The sequence below is a fragment of the Streptomyces sp. NPDC046349 genome (genome assembly GCF_055587885.1).
Map to the genome: position 1 here is coordinate 382,542 of NZ_JBVJFK010000009.1, position 15,319 is coordinate 397,860.

The following is a 15,319-nucleotide window of genomic DNA, read 5'->3' on the forward strand; positions in this document are numbered from 1 at the left end:
CAGGAGCACGAAGAGGCCGCCTCGGCCGCGAGAACGGCAGCGATCTGCCGCTGAGAGCGCCTCAGCCGCAGATCGCTGCGCGCCCACTGGTCTTCCGAACCGTCGTGTGCCGGTCCGGCGCTCACGTCCAGCAGCCGGGCGTGCCACTTGCGAGCGGCGGTCATGCCGGCCGACTCCCCTTTCGCAGGTCCAGGACGTGCGGCTGCTGCGCGTAGGGCGACCCGGCCAGTGGCCCAGGATCGTGAGCGGGGTCCGTGCCGGCCAGGGCATCGACGGTGGTGTCGAGCGCGTCCGCGAGGCGGACGAGCGTCCCGACCGAATGTCGGACTGGGCCCCGCCCGAGCCGCTCAGCAGGGCCGGTCGGCCCCCACGCGCCGACGCCGTGCCGAGCGGCCTACGGCTTCGAGGCAGAGAGCGGGGCCGGCTTTCCCGGCGGGGCCAGTGCGGCTGCGTCCTGACCGTCCAGCACGGCGTCGAAGAAGACTCCGAGGTCCGCGGCGTGCACTCACTGTTCCTGGGGCGGTACGACGACCGTGTCGTGCTGCGGTCCGCCGAGCACGACCTTGAGGGCGCCGGTTTCGCCGGCGTGCGAGAAGACGTCGTACGCCTCTTCCATCTGGTCGAGCTCGAAACGGTGGGTGACCATCGCGGTGCCGGGGAAGCGGCCGGCGGCCATCATGCGCAGCAGCATGGGCGTGGAGGAGGTGTCGACGAGGCCGGTGGTGATGGTGACGTCCTTGATCCACAGGTCTTCGAGGTGGAGGACGGCGGGCTTGCCGTGGACGCCGATGTTGGCGACATGTCCGCCCGGGCGGACCATGCGGGTGCACATCTCGAACGACTCGGGCACACCGACGGCCTCGATGACGACGTCCGCGCCGATCCCGCCGGTGAGGTCCTCCACCAGTTGCTCCGGCGCCTCCTGGGCGCTCACGGTCGCATCGGCCCCCAGATCCCGGGCTGCTGCCAGGCGGGAGGCCGCGAGGTCGACGGCGACGATGCGGAACGGGCTGTAGAGCTGTGCCGTGGCGATGGCGGCCAGCCCGATGGGTCCGGCCCCGACCACGACGACCGTGTCGCCGGGGCGCACGGCACCATTGAGGACGCCCACCTCGTACGAGGTGGGGAAGATGTCCGCGAGCAGGACGGCCTCGTGGCCGGCCAGAGCGCTGGGAAGCGGGTGGACGGAGAAGTCGGCGAAGGGAACGCGTACGTATTCGGCCTGGGTGCCGTCGATGGTGTGGCCCAGGACCCAGCCGCCGCCTCCGCGGCACTGTCCGTAGTGCCCTTCGCGGCAGAAGCGGCAGCGGCCGCAGGCGGAGATGCAGGAGATCAGGACGCGGTCGCCGGGACGCACGCTGCGGACGTCGCCGCCGGTCTCGACGACGGTGCCCACGGCCTCGTGGCCCAGGATCCGTCCGGGAGCCACTTCGGGGACGTCGCCCTTGATGATGTGCAGGTCGGTGCCGCAGATGGTGACGGCGTCGACCCGGACGATCGCGTCGGCGGCGTCCTTGACGGAAGGGTCCAGGACGTCCTGCCAGGATGTCCGCCCCGGGCCTTCGAAGACGAGTGCCTTCATGGCTGCGGCCTCTCTGTGCTGGGCGATATGGGGTCACAGCCAGGCTGCGTCCCCGCGCCTCCGCAGCGCTTGGGCCGGTCGGCCCCTACCTAGGGGCCCGGTCGGGTCTCGTGGGCGCATCGTGGCGGATGGGTCGGTGGAAGCAGGCATCCGTCCCCGGAAGGAGGGCCGCTGCCATGTCCCAGCCGGCCCCGTCTCCATCTCCCCGCCCTGCTCTGCTGAGGTTCCTAGGCGGGTGTCAGGACGGTCACCGGCAGCAAGTTCCTCGTCGAGAGCGACCACGCCCGGATCCTCGTGGACTGCGGCCTCTTCCAGGGGTGTCGCGGACCTGCGCCGCCGCAACTGGGCCAAGCTGCCCTGCGACGCCGCGGACATCCACGCCGTCGTCGTCACCCACGCCCACCTCGACCACTGCGGCTACCCGCCCCGCTTGGTCCGACACGGCTTCCGCGGACCCATCCTGACCAGCGCCGCCACCGCCCGCCTCGCCGAGATCGTGCTCCGCGACAGCTCGAAGTGGCAGATGGAGGCTGCCGAGCACGCCAACCGGCACGGCTGGTCCAAGCACCGGCCCGCCAAGCCGCTCTACGTCGATGACGATGTCGACCACGCCGTGAGCGACGGACCGAGGTCGTCCTGCACGAACTGGCTGCCCTCGACGTCTACCGCGACGCCGTACGGGCGCACTCCCCCGAACTGCGCCCCGAGATCCTCGCCGCCGGTCAGGCCGCCATCAGCCCGGAGCCGTTCCTGGCCGCGCGCACCGTCCAGGAGTCGATCGACATCAATAGCACCAGCGGCCCAGCGATCATCGTCTCCTCCGCCGGCATGGCCACCGGCGGCCGTATCCTGCCCCACCTCCACCGGACTCTGCCCGACCCCCGCAACGCGGCCGTCATCGTCGGCTTCGCCGCCGAGGGCACGCGCGCCTGCGACCTGGTGGACGGTGCGCGGGTGTTGAAGATGTTCGGCGAGTACGTCCCCGTGCGAGCCGAGATCGCCGACGTCCCGCACTTCTCCGCGCATGCCGACGCCGGCCAGGTCATCGACTGGCTGCTGGCCGCCCCCGCCCCGCGCACCGCTTACCTGGTCCACGGCGAGGAGACCGCCGCTGAAACCCTGCGGGACCGCATCGACCACGAGCTGGGCTGGACGGCCGTCGTACCCAGGCCCGGGGAGACCGTCCTGGTCCGCTGACCGGGGCCGGGCGGCCCCTGCGGTGTGCACCCGAGGCCGGGCCCGACGCACCGTGAGGGGGAAAAGTGCTCCGCGATGTCGGCCCCGGGGCCGAACCCGCGACGGCACGCACCGCAGGACTGACCGCCGGTCACACGGCGTCCGGCCCCGCCTTCAGGGACCGGCCTGCGGTTCCACCTCGGGGGCGGCTTCGCGGTGCAGGAAGGCGCCCAGGAGGTCACCGACGGGATGGTCGGCCTCGTGGGGGTGTCGCAGGGCCTGGGTGATGTCGATCGTGTAGTGGTTGCGGCGCCCGACGCGGGTGCGGGTGAGGTATCCGGCGCTGACGAGGTCGGCGACGATCAGCTGGACGGCGCGCTCGGTGATGCCGATCGCGGTGGCGACATCACGCAGCCGGGCCTCGGGGTCGCGGGCCAGGCACAACAGGACACGGGCGTGATTGGTCAGGAAAGTCCAGGTGTCGCTGCGGGCGGAGGGAACACTCATGAGATTCACCCTACCCTTTCACCCGAACAATGATTGACGAAAAACTTTTCGCGTAAAGATTGACGCGCATTCTTGTTCGGGTGATGCTGGAGGTGTCGCACCGCCCCTCCTCGAAGGCGTGATCGCCATGAACCACCTCCTCCGCCCCCATCGCGACAGCGTTCACCGCCCGGCCCGGGCGGGTCTCGTCCAGCCGGTGGCGGCAGTACTGACCGACCGGCTCGACGATGTGGCGGTGGCCGAGGCCGCAGCCCGCATGGCGCTGGCTCGCCGCGTTCCGCTGCTGCTGATCGCCGTGATACCCCCGCATGTGCGCCGCTCCTCCCTCGGCCCGGCCTCCGCGTCCGTGCGAGCGGTCCTGGCCCGCGTCATGCCGAAGGTCGGCCCGCAGGCCACCGGCTACATCCCCGAGGTCTACCACCTGCCCGCCGGCAACGGCTCGCGGCTGGCCGCGGCGAACCAGCTGCTGGCGCTGGCCTCCCGCCACCGGGCCGCGGACCTGGTGGCCGCCCGCCGCGGCCCGCACGGGCTCGACGCGTACGCCCTGATCGAGGCCGCGGCCCTGCGCGGCGGCCCCCACGTCCACGCCGTGGCCCCCGCCACCTGGACACCCCTGCGCCCGGCCCCGTCCGAGCCCTCCCGCTCGTGCCCCACCCTCCGGTCCTGAGAGGAATGTTCAGCGATGAATGACCTGACCTTCCCGGTCCCGCTGTGGGTATGGGGTGCGGTCACCGTCGGCATCTGCGTGATGCTCGCCGTCGACCTGATCGCCCACCGCGACAACCACGTGATCGGCTTCAGGGAGGCGGCGATCTGGTCAGGCGTGTGGATCGCCATCGGCCTCGGCTTCGGACTCATCCTGCTGGCCTGGCAGGGCGGCGAGGTGTCCTCCACCTACTACGCCGGCTACCTGATCGAGAAGGCGCTGTCGATCGACAACGTCTTCGTCTTCGCGCTGGTCTTCTCCTTCTTCGCCGTCCCCGACGCCTACCAGCACAAGATCCTGTTCTGGGGCGTCCTCGGCGCACTCGCAGCCCGGCTGCTGTTCATCTTCGTCGGCGCCGAACTGCTCCAGGTGTTCTTCTGGACCGCCTACCTCTTCGGTGCGTTCCTGATCTGGACCGGCTGGAAGATGGCCGTCTCCAAGGACGCAGAGGTCCACCCCGACCGCAACCTGATCGTCCGCCTGGTCAAGAAGCTCATCCCCACCGACCCCAAGTTCCACGGCGACAAGTTCTTCATCCGCGTCAACGGCAAACGCGCGGCCACCCTGCTGTTCGTCGCCCTGGTCGCGATCGAGGCCACCGACCTGATCTTCGCGATCGACTCCGTCGCCGCCGTCCTGGCCATCACCACCAACACCTTCCTGGTGTGGACCGCCAACGCCTTCGCCGTCCTGGGCCTCAGGAGCCTGTACTTCTGCCTGGCCGGACTCCTGCGCCGCTTCGCCTACCTCCACTACGGCCTCGCGGTCCTGCTCGCCTTCGCCGGCGTCAAGCTCATCCTGTCCGAGACGCCGGTCGGCAAGCTCCCCATCCCCCTCACCCTGTCCGTCATCGCCGTCACCATCACCGTCTCCATCGCCTGGTCCCTGATCGCCACCCGCCAGACCGGCACCGAGGTGACCGCGGACGGCGACACCCCGGCGACCGGCGCCGCCGGGGCCGATCCCGCCGGACACCGCTCCGCTTCCCCGGCCGCGCCCCGTACCGGGAACCACACGCAAGGACCGCCGTCATGATCACCCTGAGCCTGGACGGCACCCACCCGTCACCACGCCCCGGCCATCGTGCACGTCCACAACGTCACTGCAGATCAGTCGCGTTGCGGCGACGCGCCTTCATCGCCGCGGCCGGCACCTGTCTTGATGGCCCGATGGGCCCTCTGCACACGGATGATCAGGAGCGGAGGAAGGCGGCTCCGATGACAAGCAGGAGTTCGAGCCCGAGCAAAATGGCGCCCTTGCGATACCACCAGCCGCAGAAGTTCAGGTGCATCGAGTTGACCGTGTCGGCCGCGTTTGCCATGTAGGCGGCCTCGGCCGCCTTCATGGCGGTGTCGGATAACAGCCCGGAGCTGAGGATTGCATGTGCGCGAGCCCCATGGGCCCAGCTCTCCGGGGTCGGCTGGAGCACGATCACAGCGCAGACTCCTACGCCGAGGAACACCAGCCCCAAGAGAAGGACCAGCAGCGGTTCGGGCTCCGCGGCCGGGTCGAAGAGGCCTGTGTCAGCGGAGAAGGTGATGACCAGGGCAGCCACGGAGAGCAAGGCGGTGGCCCTGGTGCGGATGCCTTCCAGCCGGGCGCGCTGCTCTGTCAGCCGGTCCGCTGCCGCGGTGTATGCAAGATCGACGAGGGAGTCACTATGAGCGTGCACCTCGGTGACAAGGGTGAGCGGGAGGGCGTCTTTGCAGCGGCGGGGGGGTCGCCACCAGCGGCCTCGCTGCGGGCCAGTGGACTCCGAGCCACTGGGGTTCTTCGGGGGCACGCTCATAGGACCAAGCTCGGCTACGATCCGTAGCTTCGCACCCCGCGACAACCCGTGAGGGTGATGGCATGTGGCTGCGAGCACCTACGGGGCGATGCAGCGAGGCATTCATCGCGGTGGGCGGGGGTGTCGGCTGCTCGTCGTCGTTGACTGGGCCGAGGGGATTCGTCGGCTGTCGAAGGTGGCCAGCGCCTCGCGGTGTCGGGCCCTGCGCACCGCCCAGGATCAGGCCGGGGTGTCACAGGGCGTCGGAAGGGCTGGGTAACCGGATCGAGCGCGAGCGCCTGGAGACCGGCGGCGATTCGCTTCCTCTCATGTGCCTGAACTTTTCGTTCTCCTGCATGTATGTGTTCCGGAGTTCGTCCTGGACAACCGTGGCCTTGCCGTTCACCGGAACCACCGAGAGGTCGTCGGTCAGGTAGCGGACCTCGTACGTCCACCCTTCCGGCAATTCCAGGCGGTTGCCGAGGTTGGGCAGGTCGCCCCACGGTCAGAGCGGGGTCGACGATGCGGCTGGGCCTGCATGGCGAAGCGCCCCTGAATGCGTCATGCCGATGGAAACGTCAGCACCGGCTTGCAGCGCTGCCTCTTGGCAGTGCGCCTACCGCGCGGCCGGAGGCCGGAAGAATACCCGTCAGCCTCAAGAGCCTCGGGAACGGAGGGGCCGTTTCGGAGCGTGACGTTTTCACGCAGGGTGACTCTCTTGAATGGCAAATGACCAGTTGCGGGAGTTCGGCGAGAGCCCCGGGTCAGGTGTTCGGGGTGCGGAGGGCGAGGATGGCCATGTCGTCGTGGCCGTCGCTGGGGTGGCGGTCGGCCAGCACGTTCACAAACTCCTCAAGAGGCAACCCGATGTGCGTGCTGGCGAGTTCGGCGAGCTGGGCCAAGCCGTCGTCGAGGCTGTGGGCGGGGTGTTCGACGAGCCCGTCGGTGTAGAAGACCACGGTGGCCCCGGGCGGCAGGGGGTGGGTGTGGTCGGGGCGGTGCTGTTCGGTGCTCACGGCCAGCGGCAGCCCGGGCTCGGCATAGAGGTACCGCATGCTCCCGTCTGCGTTGATCAGGAGCGGCGGGAGGTGGCCGGCGGTGCTCCAGTGCAGGGTCCAGCCGTCGTCCGCGGTCTCGATCCGGGCGAGGCAGGCGGTGGTGACGGGCGGGTCGGTGATTGCGGCCAGAGCGCGGTCGAGCCGGTGCAGGACGGCGCTGGGCGGGGTGAGGCGGTCGAAGAGCAGGGCGCGGAGCATGCTGCGCGTCTGGGCCATGGCGGCGGCAGCGTGCAGGTCGTGGCCGACGACGTCCCCGATGACGGCGGCGCAGGCGTTGTCGGGAAGCCAGATGGCGTCGTACCAGTCGCCGCCGAGTCGACCGGGCGTATCGGCGGGGCGGTAGACGGCGGCGCCGGTGAAGGGGTGCAGGTCGGGCAGGGTGGGCAGCAGCAGGCGCTGGAAGTGTTCGGCGCTTGCGCGGTGCGCTTCGAGCAGGCGGATGTTCTCGATCGCGATACCGGCGGCCCCGGCGAGGGTGATGACGATGGCTTCGTCGTCGCGGTCGAAGGGGCGGCCGTCATGGCGTTCGGAGAGGTAGAGGTCGCCGTAGATCGTGCCGCGGACGCTGATGGCGACACCCAGGAGGGTGCGCATGTGCGGGTGATCGGGCGGAAACCCGACGGAGGACGGATGGGCGGCGATGTCCTCGACGCGCAGTGGTTGGGGGTGGTGGATCAAGTGGCCGAGAACGCCGTGGCCGCGGGGGAAGGCGGTCCCCGCCAGGTCGGCGAGTTCCGAGGCCGACAGGCCGGCGGTGATGAACTGTTCCAGTTCCTCCCCAGAGTCGTCCAGGACGCCCAGCGCCCCGTAGCGTGCGCCGGTCAGGCCCATGGCGGTGGTGACGAAGCGGTGCAGCAGGGCGGGAAGGTCATCCTCTCGGCTCAGGGCCAGCACCGCATCCAGCAGGTCCTGCAGGCGGTCCTTGGCCGCGGCCAGTTCCGTCAGCTTCGCGGCGATCTCGTCCAGCTGGGCATCCAGCTTCAGCCCCGCCCGCACATCCCGCGCGGCGGTTCCCGCATCCTCCTCGCCGGCCATCACCGGCATCGCCCGTCGTCCCGTTGTCCGGCCCGGCCGGCTCCCCGCAGCGACCGGCCGACCATGCGGTAGGAGGCCGGGGAAGGGTGCATGCACAGCATCGTGCCAGTACCGGCGGTCGGGACGAGGCGTTGAGGGCAAGCGTGTCCGAGGCGCTGTTCATCCGCCCGCTGGTGAAGCCGGTGATCGAGGTCGCGACTTCCAGGGGATGCGCCGTGGCACTGTCGCCGCTGGAGGTGGACCGGTAAGCCGCGCAGACCTCCTCAAGGTCTTCCTCCGCAGCGGTGAAGAGCTGTCCGCAGAGATCCGCCAGAGCGTGGTCAAGCGCCTGTCCCCGTGCTCCCACCTCGCCGCCCTGACCGGCGCCATCAGGGACAGCAGCCTGATCTCCTTGGCCGATCGCCTCACCCGTCCGCTGCCGACTCACATCACGCACTCGGCATGGAACGGCGACCGGCTGCGGTGGCCCGTCTCAGGCTTGCGCCAGCGGTGACCTGTCCAGGACGACGATGCCGGCCACAGCCATGGCGGCCCCCAGTCCCTGCACCGCCAGTGCCCAGGTCGACGTCGCCAGTTGTTCACCGAAAACGGCCACCCCGATGAGTACGGCGCCCACAGGCTCAAGGCAGTCGATGAGCGGCAGGCTGATGGCCAGCGAACCCGCCTGGTAGGAGCTCTGCGACAGGACCAGTCCGATCACGCCCACGAGGACGACCGCATACAGCTCCCAGTGGCCGAGTGCGCCCAACCCGTCCGTCCGGAACCGACCCCCGACGCTCTTCGTCAGGCCGTCGAGCAGAGCGAATGTCAGTGCGGCGCCGGTGGCGTAGAGGGCCGTGCGCGTGGTCGCCCGGCTTCTCCGGCCGATCTCTGCCAGAAGCACTACCGCGCACGCGATGGCCACGAGCACGGGAAGCCATTGCCGCACAGCGGGAATGGCCGTACCTTCCGGGGCCGGCGGCAGCACGGCCAGGAATATCGCGACACCCCCAGCCGTGCAGGCGATGCCGGCGGCGTCCTGGCGACGCAGCCTCATCCTGCGGCCCCAGGCAAGGAGTGGCAGGGCGAAGACGAGATCGGTGGCGGCCAACGGCTGGACCAGGACCAGGGGCCCGAAGGTCAGGGCGAGGCCGAGCAGCGCGTAGGAGAGGACGACCAGGACCATGCCCACCAGCCACATCGGCCGCCGGGCCAGGTCCAGCACGAGGCGGAGCCGCAGGGACTCCCGCGCGGGTGCCCGCCTCGCCGCGTTCTGCTGGAGCACCGAACCGACCCCGAAGGTCAGGGCGGACAACAGAGCGGCCACCACCGCCACTGCGGTATGCATGGGCGAATACCACCGCACGGCACGGGCCGGTTCGTGCGCGACACGCGCACACGGCCCGGCCCGCCTGGGCCCGCCGAGCCTGACGTCGACGGCAGACCGACGGGTTGGGCCTTTCGGACCCGGTGCGGCCCCGATCGGCCCTGTCAGTCAAGCGGGCAGGGCAGGAAGCTGGAGTGTGGAAGCAGTCCGCGTCGCGCGCGCGGGAACCGCAAGGAGGCTCGCCATGACGGCCCTGGTGATCGTGGGCGTTGACGGCTCCGAGGAGAGCCTCGCAGCAGCGGCATGGGCCGCACAGGAAGCAGCGCTGCGCGATGTGCCGCTGGAAATGCTTCACGTGGAAGCTGGACCGGAAAAACTTGGCGACCACTCCTCACCGCAGCCGAACCACCGATCCGCAGCACTCCTCCACGACGCCGCCGAGCTGGCGCGCCGGAACCAGCCGTCCGTAGAGGTGAGCACACGCAGCGTCCGGGGCCACCCCCCAGAGGTGCTGGCTCAAGCGGCGGACGAGGCGGAGCTGACGGTGCTCGGCTCCCGAGGCCTCGGCGGCATCAGCGGATATCTCATGGGCTCGGTGTCGCTGGCGGTCGTCGGCAGGGCCGAGCACCCGGTCGTCCTCGTCCGGGCGCCCGCGGACGGAAGGGGGGACGTCCACGCTGCCGGCGGGATCGTCGCAGGCGTCAACCTCGCGCACCCCAGCGACCGGCTCCTCGGTTTCGCCTTCACCGAGGCCGCGCGCAGGGGCGGCGCTCTGCACATCGTGCACTGCTGGAGCCTGCCGCCCGTATACGTGTATGCCGGGATGATGGACCCGCACATCGGCGACGAGCTCGGAGAGCATGCGACGCACCGGCTGACGGAACTGCTGCAACCCTGGCAGAAGACCTATTCGGGAGTCAGCGTCACTCACGAGGTGGTCACCGGTTCCCCCGGCCCGCGGTTGGTGAGCGCCGCCGCACAGGGAGCGGCACTGGTGGCCGTCGGCCGCCGTACCCGCAAGGTGCCGCTCGGCCCGCACATCGGCCACGTCGCACACGCGGTGATCCACCACAGCCCCGCCCCGGTCGCGCTGGTGCCCCTGGACTGATCGTGGCCGCGCCACAGTCGAGCCCACAGCCACGCGTAGGCGTCGGTCAGCTTCGGGTCAGCATGCGCAGACACACAGCCGCCCACACGCACACGGAATGGGAACGCAGTTCAGCGCACCTTCCACGCGGTTTGAGGTGGGTCGGAGGCAGTTCCGGCGCCGGAAGCGGAGTGGAAGGCCGGCCAGCGCGACCTCGCCGAGTCTTCGCTCCGCACTCTGGAGTCCCTGCTCGAGCACCACATCCTCCCGACGCTCGGCAGCCGCCGGATGAGCACCTTCGACCACAAGGAGACGCCTCCCGTGGCCGGATCGTTGTTTCCGACCGAGGGCGGTAGCGGCCCGTCCGCCCCAGCAGGCATGATGAGCACATCAGTTCCACACGCCCCGGGAGCGACCGGACGCCGCCGTACAGCGGAAACGACGTCGGGGCGCCCGGGAGGTCAGAACGTGTCACGCCAGCTGCTCACCGTCGCCCAGGACGGGACGGGCGACTGCCGCACCATCTCCGAGGCGCTCCGCGCGGCCCGTACCGGAGCTGTGATCAGCATCGCCCCCGGCCGCTACGAGGAGAGCCTCACGCTCGCCACCTCGCTGACGCTGACCACCACGGAGGGCCGCGGTACCGTGGAGCTGGCGCCCCGCCGGGGCTCGGCGCTGATCATGGCGTGCGATTCGGCCATGGTGAACTCCCTCGTCCTGCGCGGCCACGACGACGAACTACCCGTGGTGGATGTCGCCCGCGGGCAGCTCCTGCTCGACCGGTGCGACGTGTACGGCGCCTCCTGGGCGGCTCTGTTCGCCCGCGGCGCCGGCTCGCTGGCGATCCGCCAGTGCCGGATCGAGAATCCCCAGGGCGCCGGAGTGGTGTCCACCTCGGCGGCGGAGAGCCTCCTGGAGGAGTGCGTCGTCGAGCACCTCGGGACCTCCGCCGTGGTCGCCGGTGAGCAGGGCAGGATCTCGGTGCGCGCGGGGCGGCTCCGCGACGCGCGCGGCAACGGCGTCCTCGCGAACGGCTGCGCCCGGGTCCTGGTGGAGGGATGCGAGATCTCCGCCGCCGACAAGCCCGGGGTCGCCGCCGAGGAGGAGAGCACGGTCACCGTTTCGCGGTCCACCGTCACGGACTCCGTCGTGGGCGTGTTCATGAGCACCAGCGGCGCGACCGTCCTGGAGGACGTCACCGTCCGGAACACCACCGGTCACGGGTTCGTGGTCGGCGCCGGCTCCGCGCCGACCCTGCGGCGCTGCCGCACGGACCGGACCGCGGGGCACGGCCTGCTGGTGACCGAGCGCAGCCGGGGGGTGTTCGAGGACTGCGTGTTCACCGCCGCCCGGGACGCCGCGGTCCGCATCACCGACTTCTCCTCACCCGTCCTCACCGCCGCCGTGGTCCGCGACGCCGAGGGGACCGGGGTCCTCCTGGACGAGAACTGCGCCGCCGAGATCGACCGGTTGGAGGTGATCGGCAGCGGCCTGGGCGGCGTACTGATCCGGTCGCGCGCCAATCCGCTGCTGCGGCGCAGCACCATCGCACGCTCGGCGGGCCACGGCATCGAGGTGCTGGCGGACGGCCGGGGACGGCTGGAGGACTGCCTGGTCGAGGAGTCCGGGGGCGCGGCGCTCCACGTAACCGGGCACGGGAACCTGTACGTCGGACAGGGTCGGCTGCGGACCGCCAAGGGCCCCGGCGTGCAGGTGGGCGCGCTCGGCGCGGTGATCCTGCGCGACACCGAGGTGGACGACTGCCTGGGCGCGGGTATCCGGGTCGAGGAGCAGGGCGAGCTGACGGCGGCCCGGTCCAGGGTGCGGGGCGCGGGCGAGCACGGGGTGCTCGTCGCGGCGGGCGCCCGAACCTCCCTGAGCTCCTGCGAGGTGACCGGTTCGGCCGCCGACGGGGTTCGTGTGGAGGGCTCCGACCCCGTCTCGGTGATCGGCTGCACCCTGCGGGACAACAAGGGCAGCGGGCTGCGCCAGGCCGTTCCCGGCGACCGCTTGGCGGTGGAGCAGCTCACCAGTGCCGACAACGGCGCCCCGGACGCCTGGGGCAGCGCCGCCGACGCGGAGGCGGCCGGCGACGGCCGGCTGCCGGGCGGTGCGGCCGTCGCCGCCCCTGCAGAGGCGGAAGCGGAGGGCGGCGCGGTGGCGGAGCTGCAGTCCTTGATCGGCCTTGACGAGGTCAAGGAGCAGGTGCTGACCCTGATCAACCTGAACCGCATGGCGCAGCGCCGGGCCGGGCTCGGCATGCCCGCGCCGCCGATGAGCCGCCATCTGGTCTTCGCGGGCCCGCCGGGCACCGGCAAGACCACGGTGGCCCGGCTCTACGGTTCGATCCTCGCCTCGCTCGGGGTGCTGCGCTCGGGCCATCTGGTGGAGGTCTCCCGGGCCGACCTCGTCGCGCAGATCGTCGGCGGGACGGCCATCAAGACTACGGAGACCTTCAAGAAGGCGCTCGGCGGGGTGCTGTTCATCGACGAGGCGTACACACTGCTGTCGGACTCGGCCGGGTCGGGAGCGGACTTCGGCCGGGAGGCGATCGACACCCTGGTCAAACTGATGGAGGACCACCGCGAGGACGTCGTGGTGGTGGCGGCCGGCTATCCGGAGGAGATGACGGACTTCCTCGCCTCCAACCCGGGCCTGGCCTCGCGGTTCACCCGCAGCGTGGAGTTCTCCGACTACTCCTCGGAGGAACTGGTCACCATCGTCGAGCGGATGTGCTCCGCTCACCGCTACGAGCTGGACGGGGAGGCCCGCCCGGCTCTGCACGCGTACTTCGAGCGGATCCCCCGCGACGCCGGTTTCGGCAACGGGCGCACCGCCCGGAAAGTCTTCGAGGAGATGGTGGACCGGCAGGCGTCCCGGCTCGCCACCCGCGGCGACGTCGACGAGCGCGATCTGACGCTGCTGACCGCCGAGGACGTGGGCCTGCCCGCGGCCGCCGCGGCCGGGGAGGACCAGGACCCGCTGCTGCGGCTTGACGCGCTGACCGGCCTGGCGGCGGTCAAGCGCGAGGTGAGCGACCTCGTCAACCTGCTGGCGACGGCGCGGCGCCGGGCCGCGGCTGGGCTGCGCGCCCCCCGGATCAGCAACCACCTCGTCTTCGCCGGCCCGCCCGGTACCGGCAAGACCACGGTGGCCCGGCTGTACGGCGAGTTGTTGGTGTCCCTGGGCGTGCTCCCGCGCGGGCAGCTGGTGGAGGTGTCGCGGGCGGACCTGGTGGGCCGCTACGTCGGGCACACCGCGCAGTTGACCAAGGAGGTCTTCCAACGCGCGCTCGGCGGTGTCCTCTTCATCGACGAGGCGTACACGCTGACCCCGCAGGGCTCCGGCGCCTCCTCCGACTTCGGTCAGGAGGCGGTGGACACACTGCTGAAGCTGATGGAGGACCACCGCGACGAGGTGGTGGTGATCGTCGCCGGCTACACGGAGGAGATGGACCGCTTCCTGCACTCCAACCCGGGTCTCGCTTCACGCTTCGCCCGGCACGTCGAGTTCCCCGACTACTCCTCGGACGAGCTCGTCACGATCGTGCGCCAGAACGCGCTGGAGAACGGCTACGAGTGCGCCCCCGGCGCGGCTTCGGCGCTGCGCGCGTACTTCGAGTCAATACCGCGCGGCCGGACCTTCGGCAACGCCCGGCTGGCCCGGCAGACCCTGGAGGCCATGATGACGCGGCAGGCGCGCCGGCTCAGTGCCGTCGCGGCGCCGAGCCTGGACGACCTGCGGCTGTTGCTCGCCGAGGACCTGCGGGAGCACTGAGCGGGAGCACCGAAGCGGCCGGCCCGGCCCGTACCCGACCGAGAAGAAGCCCCGTCCCCCGCAGGGCGGGCCCCGACCAAGGACCTCCCATGCGTCGCCGTACCCGTCTGCTGTTGTGCACCACCGTTCTCGCGGCGCTGGCCGGACCGGCGCCCCTCGCGGCGGCGCAGGGTGCCAACGACGACCCCACCACGCTGCCGGGCGTGCCCGACGTACTCGCCCCCGGCCAGGGCTGCACCACGGTGCCGGGCAAGGACACGGCAGCGGCTCCCTGGACCCGGGGCGCCCTGGGGCTGGACCAGGTGTGGCGCCTGTCCCGGGGCCGTGGGGTGACGGTGGCGGTGGTCGGTAGCGGGGTGAGCGACGGGCCGGCCGTGCTCGCGGGCCGGGTCCGGGTACTGGGCGACGCGGGCCGGGACTGCGTGGGCCGGGGCACCTTCCAGGCCGGTCTGGTCGCCGGGGCGGCGCTGCCCGGCCAGGGGTTCTCCGGGGTGGCGCCGGAGGCGCGGATCCTCGCCGTGCGCGGCACCGGGGAGCGCGGCGAGCCGGACGCGGCCCGGCTGGCGGCCGGGGTGCGGGAGGCGGCCGAGGCAGGGGCGGGCGTCATCACGGTGACCGCACCGCTGGACGGCACCGACCCCCGCGTGCTGGAGGCCATGGCGGTGGCCCGGTCGAAGGACGCCCTGGTGATCGCACCGGCCGCGGCGGACGGTACCCCGCCGGGAGGAGCCGACCCGCAGCCCGCCCCGGTGGCTCCGGCCCAGGCACTGGCCGTACTGGACACCGGACCGCAGGGGACGAGGCCGGAGTCCGCGCCGCCCTTCCGGCACGCCGACATGTCGGCACCGGGCGGCGCCCTGGTAGGGCCGGGCCCGGTGGGTGACGGCAAGTGGACCGGCTCGGGTGCCTCGATGGCCGCGGCGATCACGGCGGGCACCGCGGCTCTGGTGCGCTCCTACCACCCCGGTCTGAACGCGGAGGGGGTGCGCGAGGCGCTGCTGGCCGGCGCGTACCCGGGGGACCTGCCCGCACTCGACCCGTACGGGGCCGTGTCCGGGGTCCTCCCGGCCAAGGCCCCCGCCGAGGCGGCGTACGCGGACCCGGTCGTCCTGCCCGAGGCGCCGCGGACGGCGGGGGCGCGGACGACGGCCCTGCTGGTGGCCGCCGTCGCGGCCGGGACGGTGCTGCTGGTGGCCTTCCTCGCGGTGGTCCTGCCGCGCGGCCGAGGCCGCGGCTGGCGGCCGGGCCGGCTGGACGACCGGGGCACGTCCGCCGGCTAGCCGGTGCGGTGACCGGAAAGGTCCACCGGGTCCCGGC

At 71.6% G+C, this 15,319-nt stretch carries 11 protein-coding genes; 6 read left to right on the forward strand and 5 right to left on the reverse strand.

All coding sequences use genetic code 11. The features are described from left to right. Nucleotides 1-505 precede the first annotated feature (505 nt). Nucleotides 506-1,582, reverse strand: coding sequence for an alcohol dehydrogenase catalytic domain-containing protein (locus tag ACZ6JS_RS23235; protein WP_469300499.1), 1,077 nt, complete (start codon nt 1,580-1,582; stop codon nt 506-508). Nucleotides 1,583-2,290: 708 nt separating this feature from the next. Here ACZ6JS_RS23235 and ACZ6JS_RS23240 point away from each other — a divergent pair. Continuing rightward, the gene (locus ACZ6JS_RS23240; protein WP_469300553.1) at nt 2,291-2,779 is read left to right on the forward strand and encodes an MBL fold metallo-hydrolase RNA specificity domain-containing protein; all 489 of its coding nucleotides are present in this window, start codon (nt 2,291-2,293) and stop codon (nt 2,777-2,779) included. A 153-nt stretch (nt 2,780-2,932) separates the two neighbouring features. On the opposite strand, the gene ACZ6JS_RS23245 is transcribed toward ACZ6JS_RS23240, so the two are convergent. Then, a complete protein-coding gene (locus ACZ6JS_RS23245) occupies nt 2,933-3,265 on the reverse strand; it encodes a helix-turn-helix transcriptional regulator (RefSeq protein WP_469300500.1) in 333 nt (110 codons plus the stop codon). Nucleotides 3,266-3,392: 127 nt separating this feature from the next. Here ACZ6JS_RS23245 and ACZ6JS_RS23250 point away from each other — a divergent pair, with 127 nt between their 5' ends. Further along, entirely contained in the window at nt 3,393-3,932 is a 540-nt protein-coding gene (locus ACZ6JS_RS23250; RefSeq protein WP_469300503.1) for a universal stress protein, read from the forward strand. A 15-nt stretch (nt 3,933-3,947) separates the two neighbouring features. Beyond that, the gene (locus ACZ6JS_RS23255; RefSeq protein ID WP_469300505.1) at nt 3,948-5,006 is read left to right on the forward strand and encodes a TerC family protein; all 1,059 of its coding nucleotides are present in this window, start codon (nt 3,948-3,950) and stop codon (nt 5,004-5,006) included. A 157-nt stretch (nt 5,007-5,163) separates the two neighbouring features. On the opposite strand, the gene ACZ6JS_RS23260 is transcribed toward ACZ6JS_RS23255, so the two are convergent. From ACZ6JS_RS23260 to ACZ6JS_RS23270, 3 genes are all read right to left on the reverse strand, one after another. Further along, the gene (locus tag ACZ6JS_RS23260; protein WP_469300507.1) at nt 5,164-5,643 is read right to left on the reverse strand and encodes a hypothetical protein; all 480 of its coding nucleotides are present in this window, start codon (nt 5,641-5,643) and stop codon (nt 5,164-5,166) included. Nucleotides 5,644-6,503: 860 nt separating this feature from the next. After that, nucleotides 6,504-7,832: a PP2C family protein-serine/threonine phosphatase gene (locus ACZ6JS_RS23265; RefSeq protein WP_469300508.1), complete on the reverse strand. Its 1,329-nt coding sequence runs from the start codon at nt 7,830-7,832 to the stop codon at nt 6,504-6,506. A gap of 472 nt (nt 7,833-8,304) precedes the next feature. Then, nucleotides 8,305-9,159: a DMT family transporter gene (locus tag ACZ6JS_RS23270; RefSeq protein ID WP_469300510.1), complete on the reverse strand. Its 855-nt coding sequence runs from the start codon at nt 9,157-9,159 to the stop codon at nt 8,305-8,307. Between the two features lie 223 nt (nt 9,160-9,382). Between ACZ6JS_RS23270 and ACZ6JS_RS23275 the strand changes: the two genes are divergently transcribed. The 3 genes from ACZ6JS_RS23275 to ACZ6JS_RS23285 all read left to right on the forward strand — a co-directional run bounded on the left by ACZ6JS_RS23275 (nt 9,383) and on the right by ACZ6JS_RS23285 (nt 15,282). Next, complete coding sequence (locus ACZ6JS_RS23275) at nt 9,383-10,246, forward strand: universal stress protein (protein WP_469300512.1); 864 nt, start codon at nt 9,383-9,385, stop codon at nt 10,244-10,246. 447 nt (nt 10,247-10,693) lie between these two features. After that, nucleotides 10,694-14,002 (forward strand): right-handed parallel beta-helix repeat-containing protein, encoded by a 3,309-nt coding sequence (locus tag ACZ6JS_RS23280; protein ID WP_469300514.1) that lies wholly within the window; start codon nt 10,694-10,696, stop codon nt 14,000-14,002. Nucleotides 14,003-14,091: 89 nt separating this feature from the next. Continuing rightward, a complete protein-coding gene (locus tag ACZ6JS_RS23285) occupies nt 14,092-15,282 on the forward strand; it encodes a S8 family serine peptidase (protein WP_469300515.1) in 1,191 nt (396 codons plus the stop codon). The last annotated feature ends 37 nt before the right edge of the window (nt 15,283-15,319 follow it).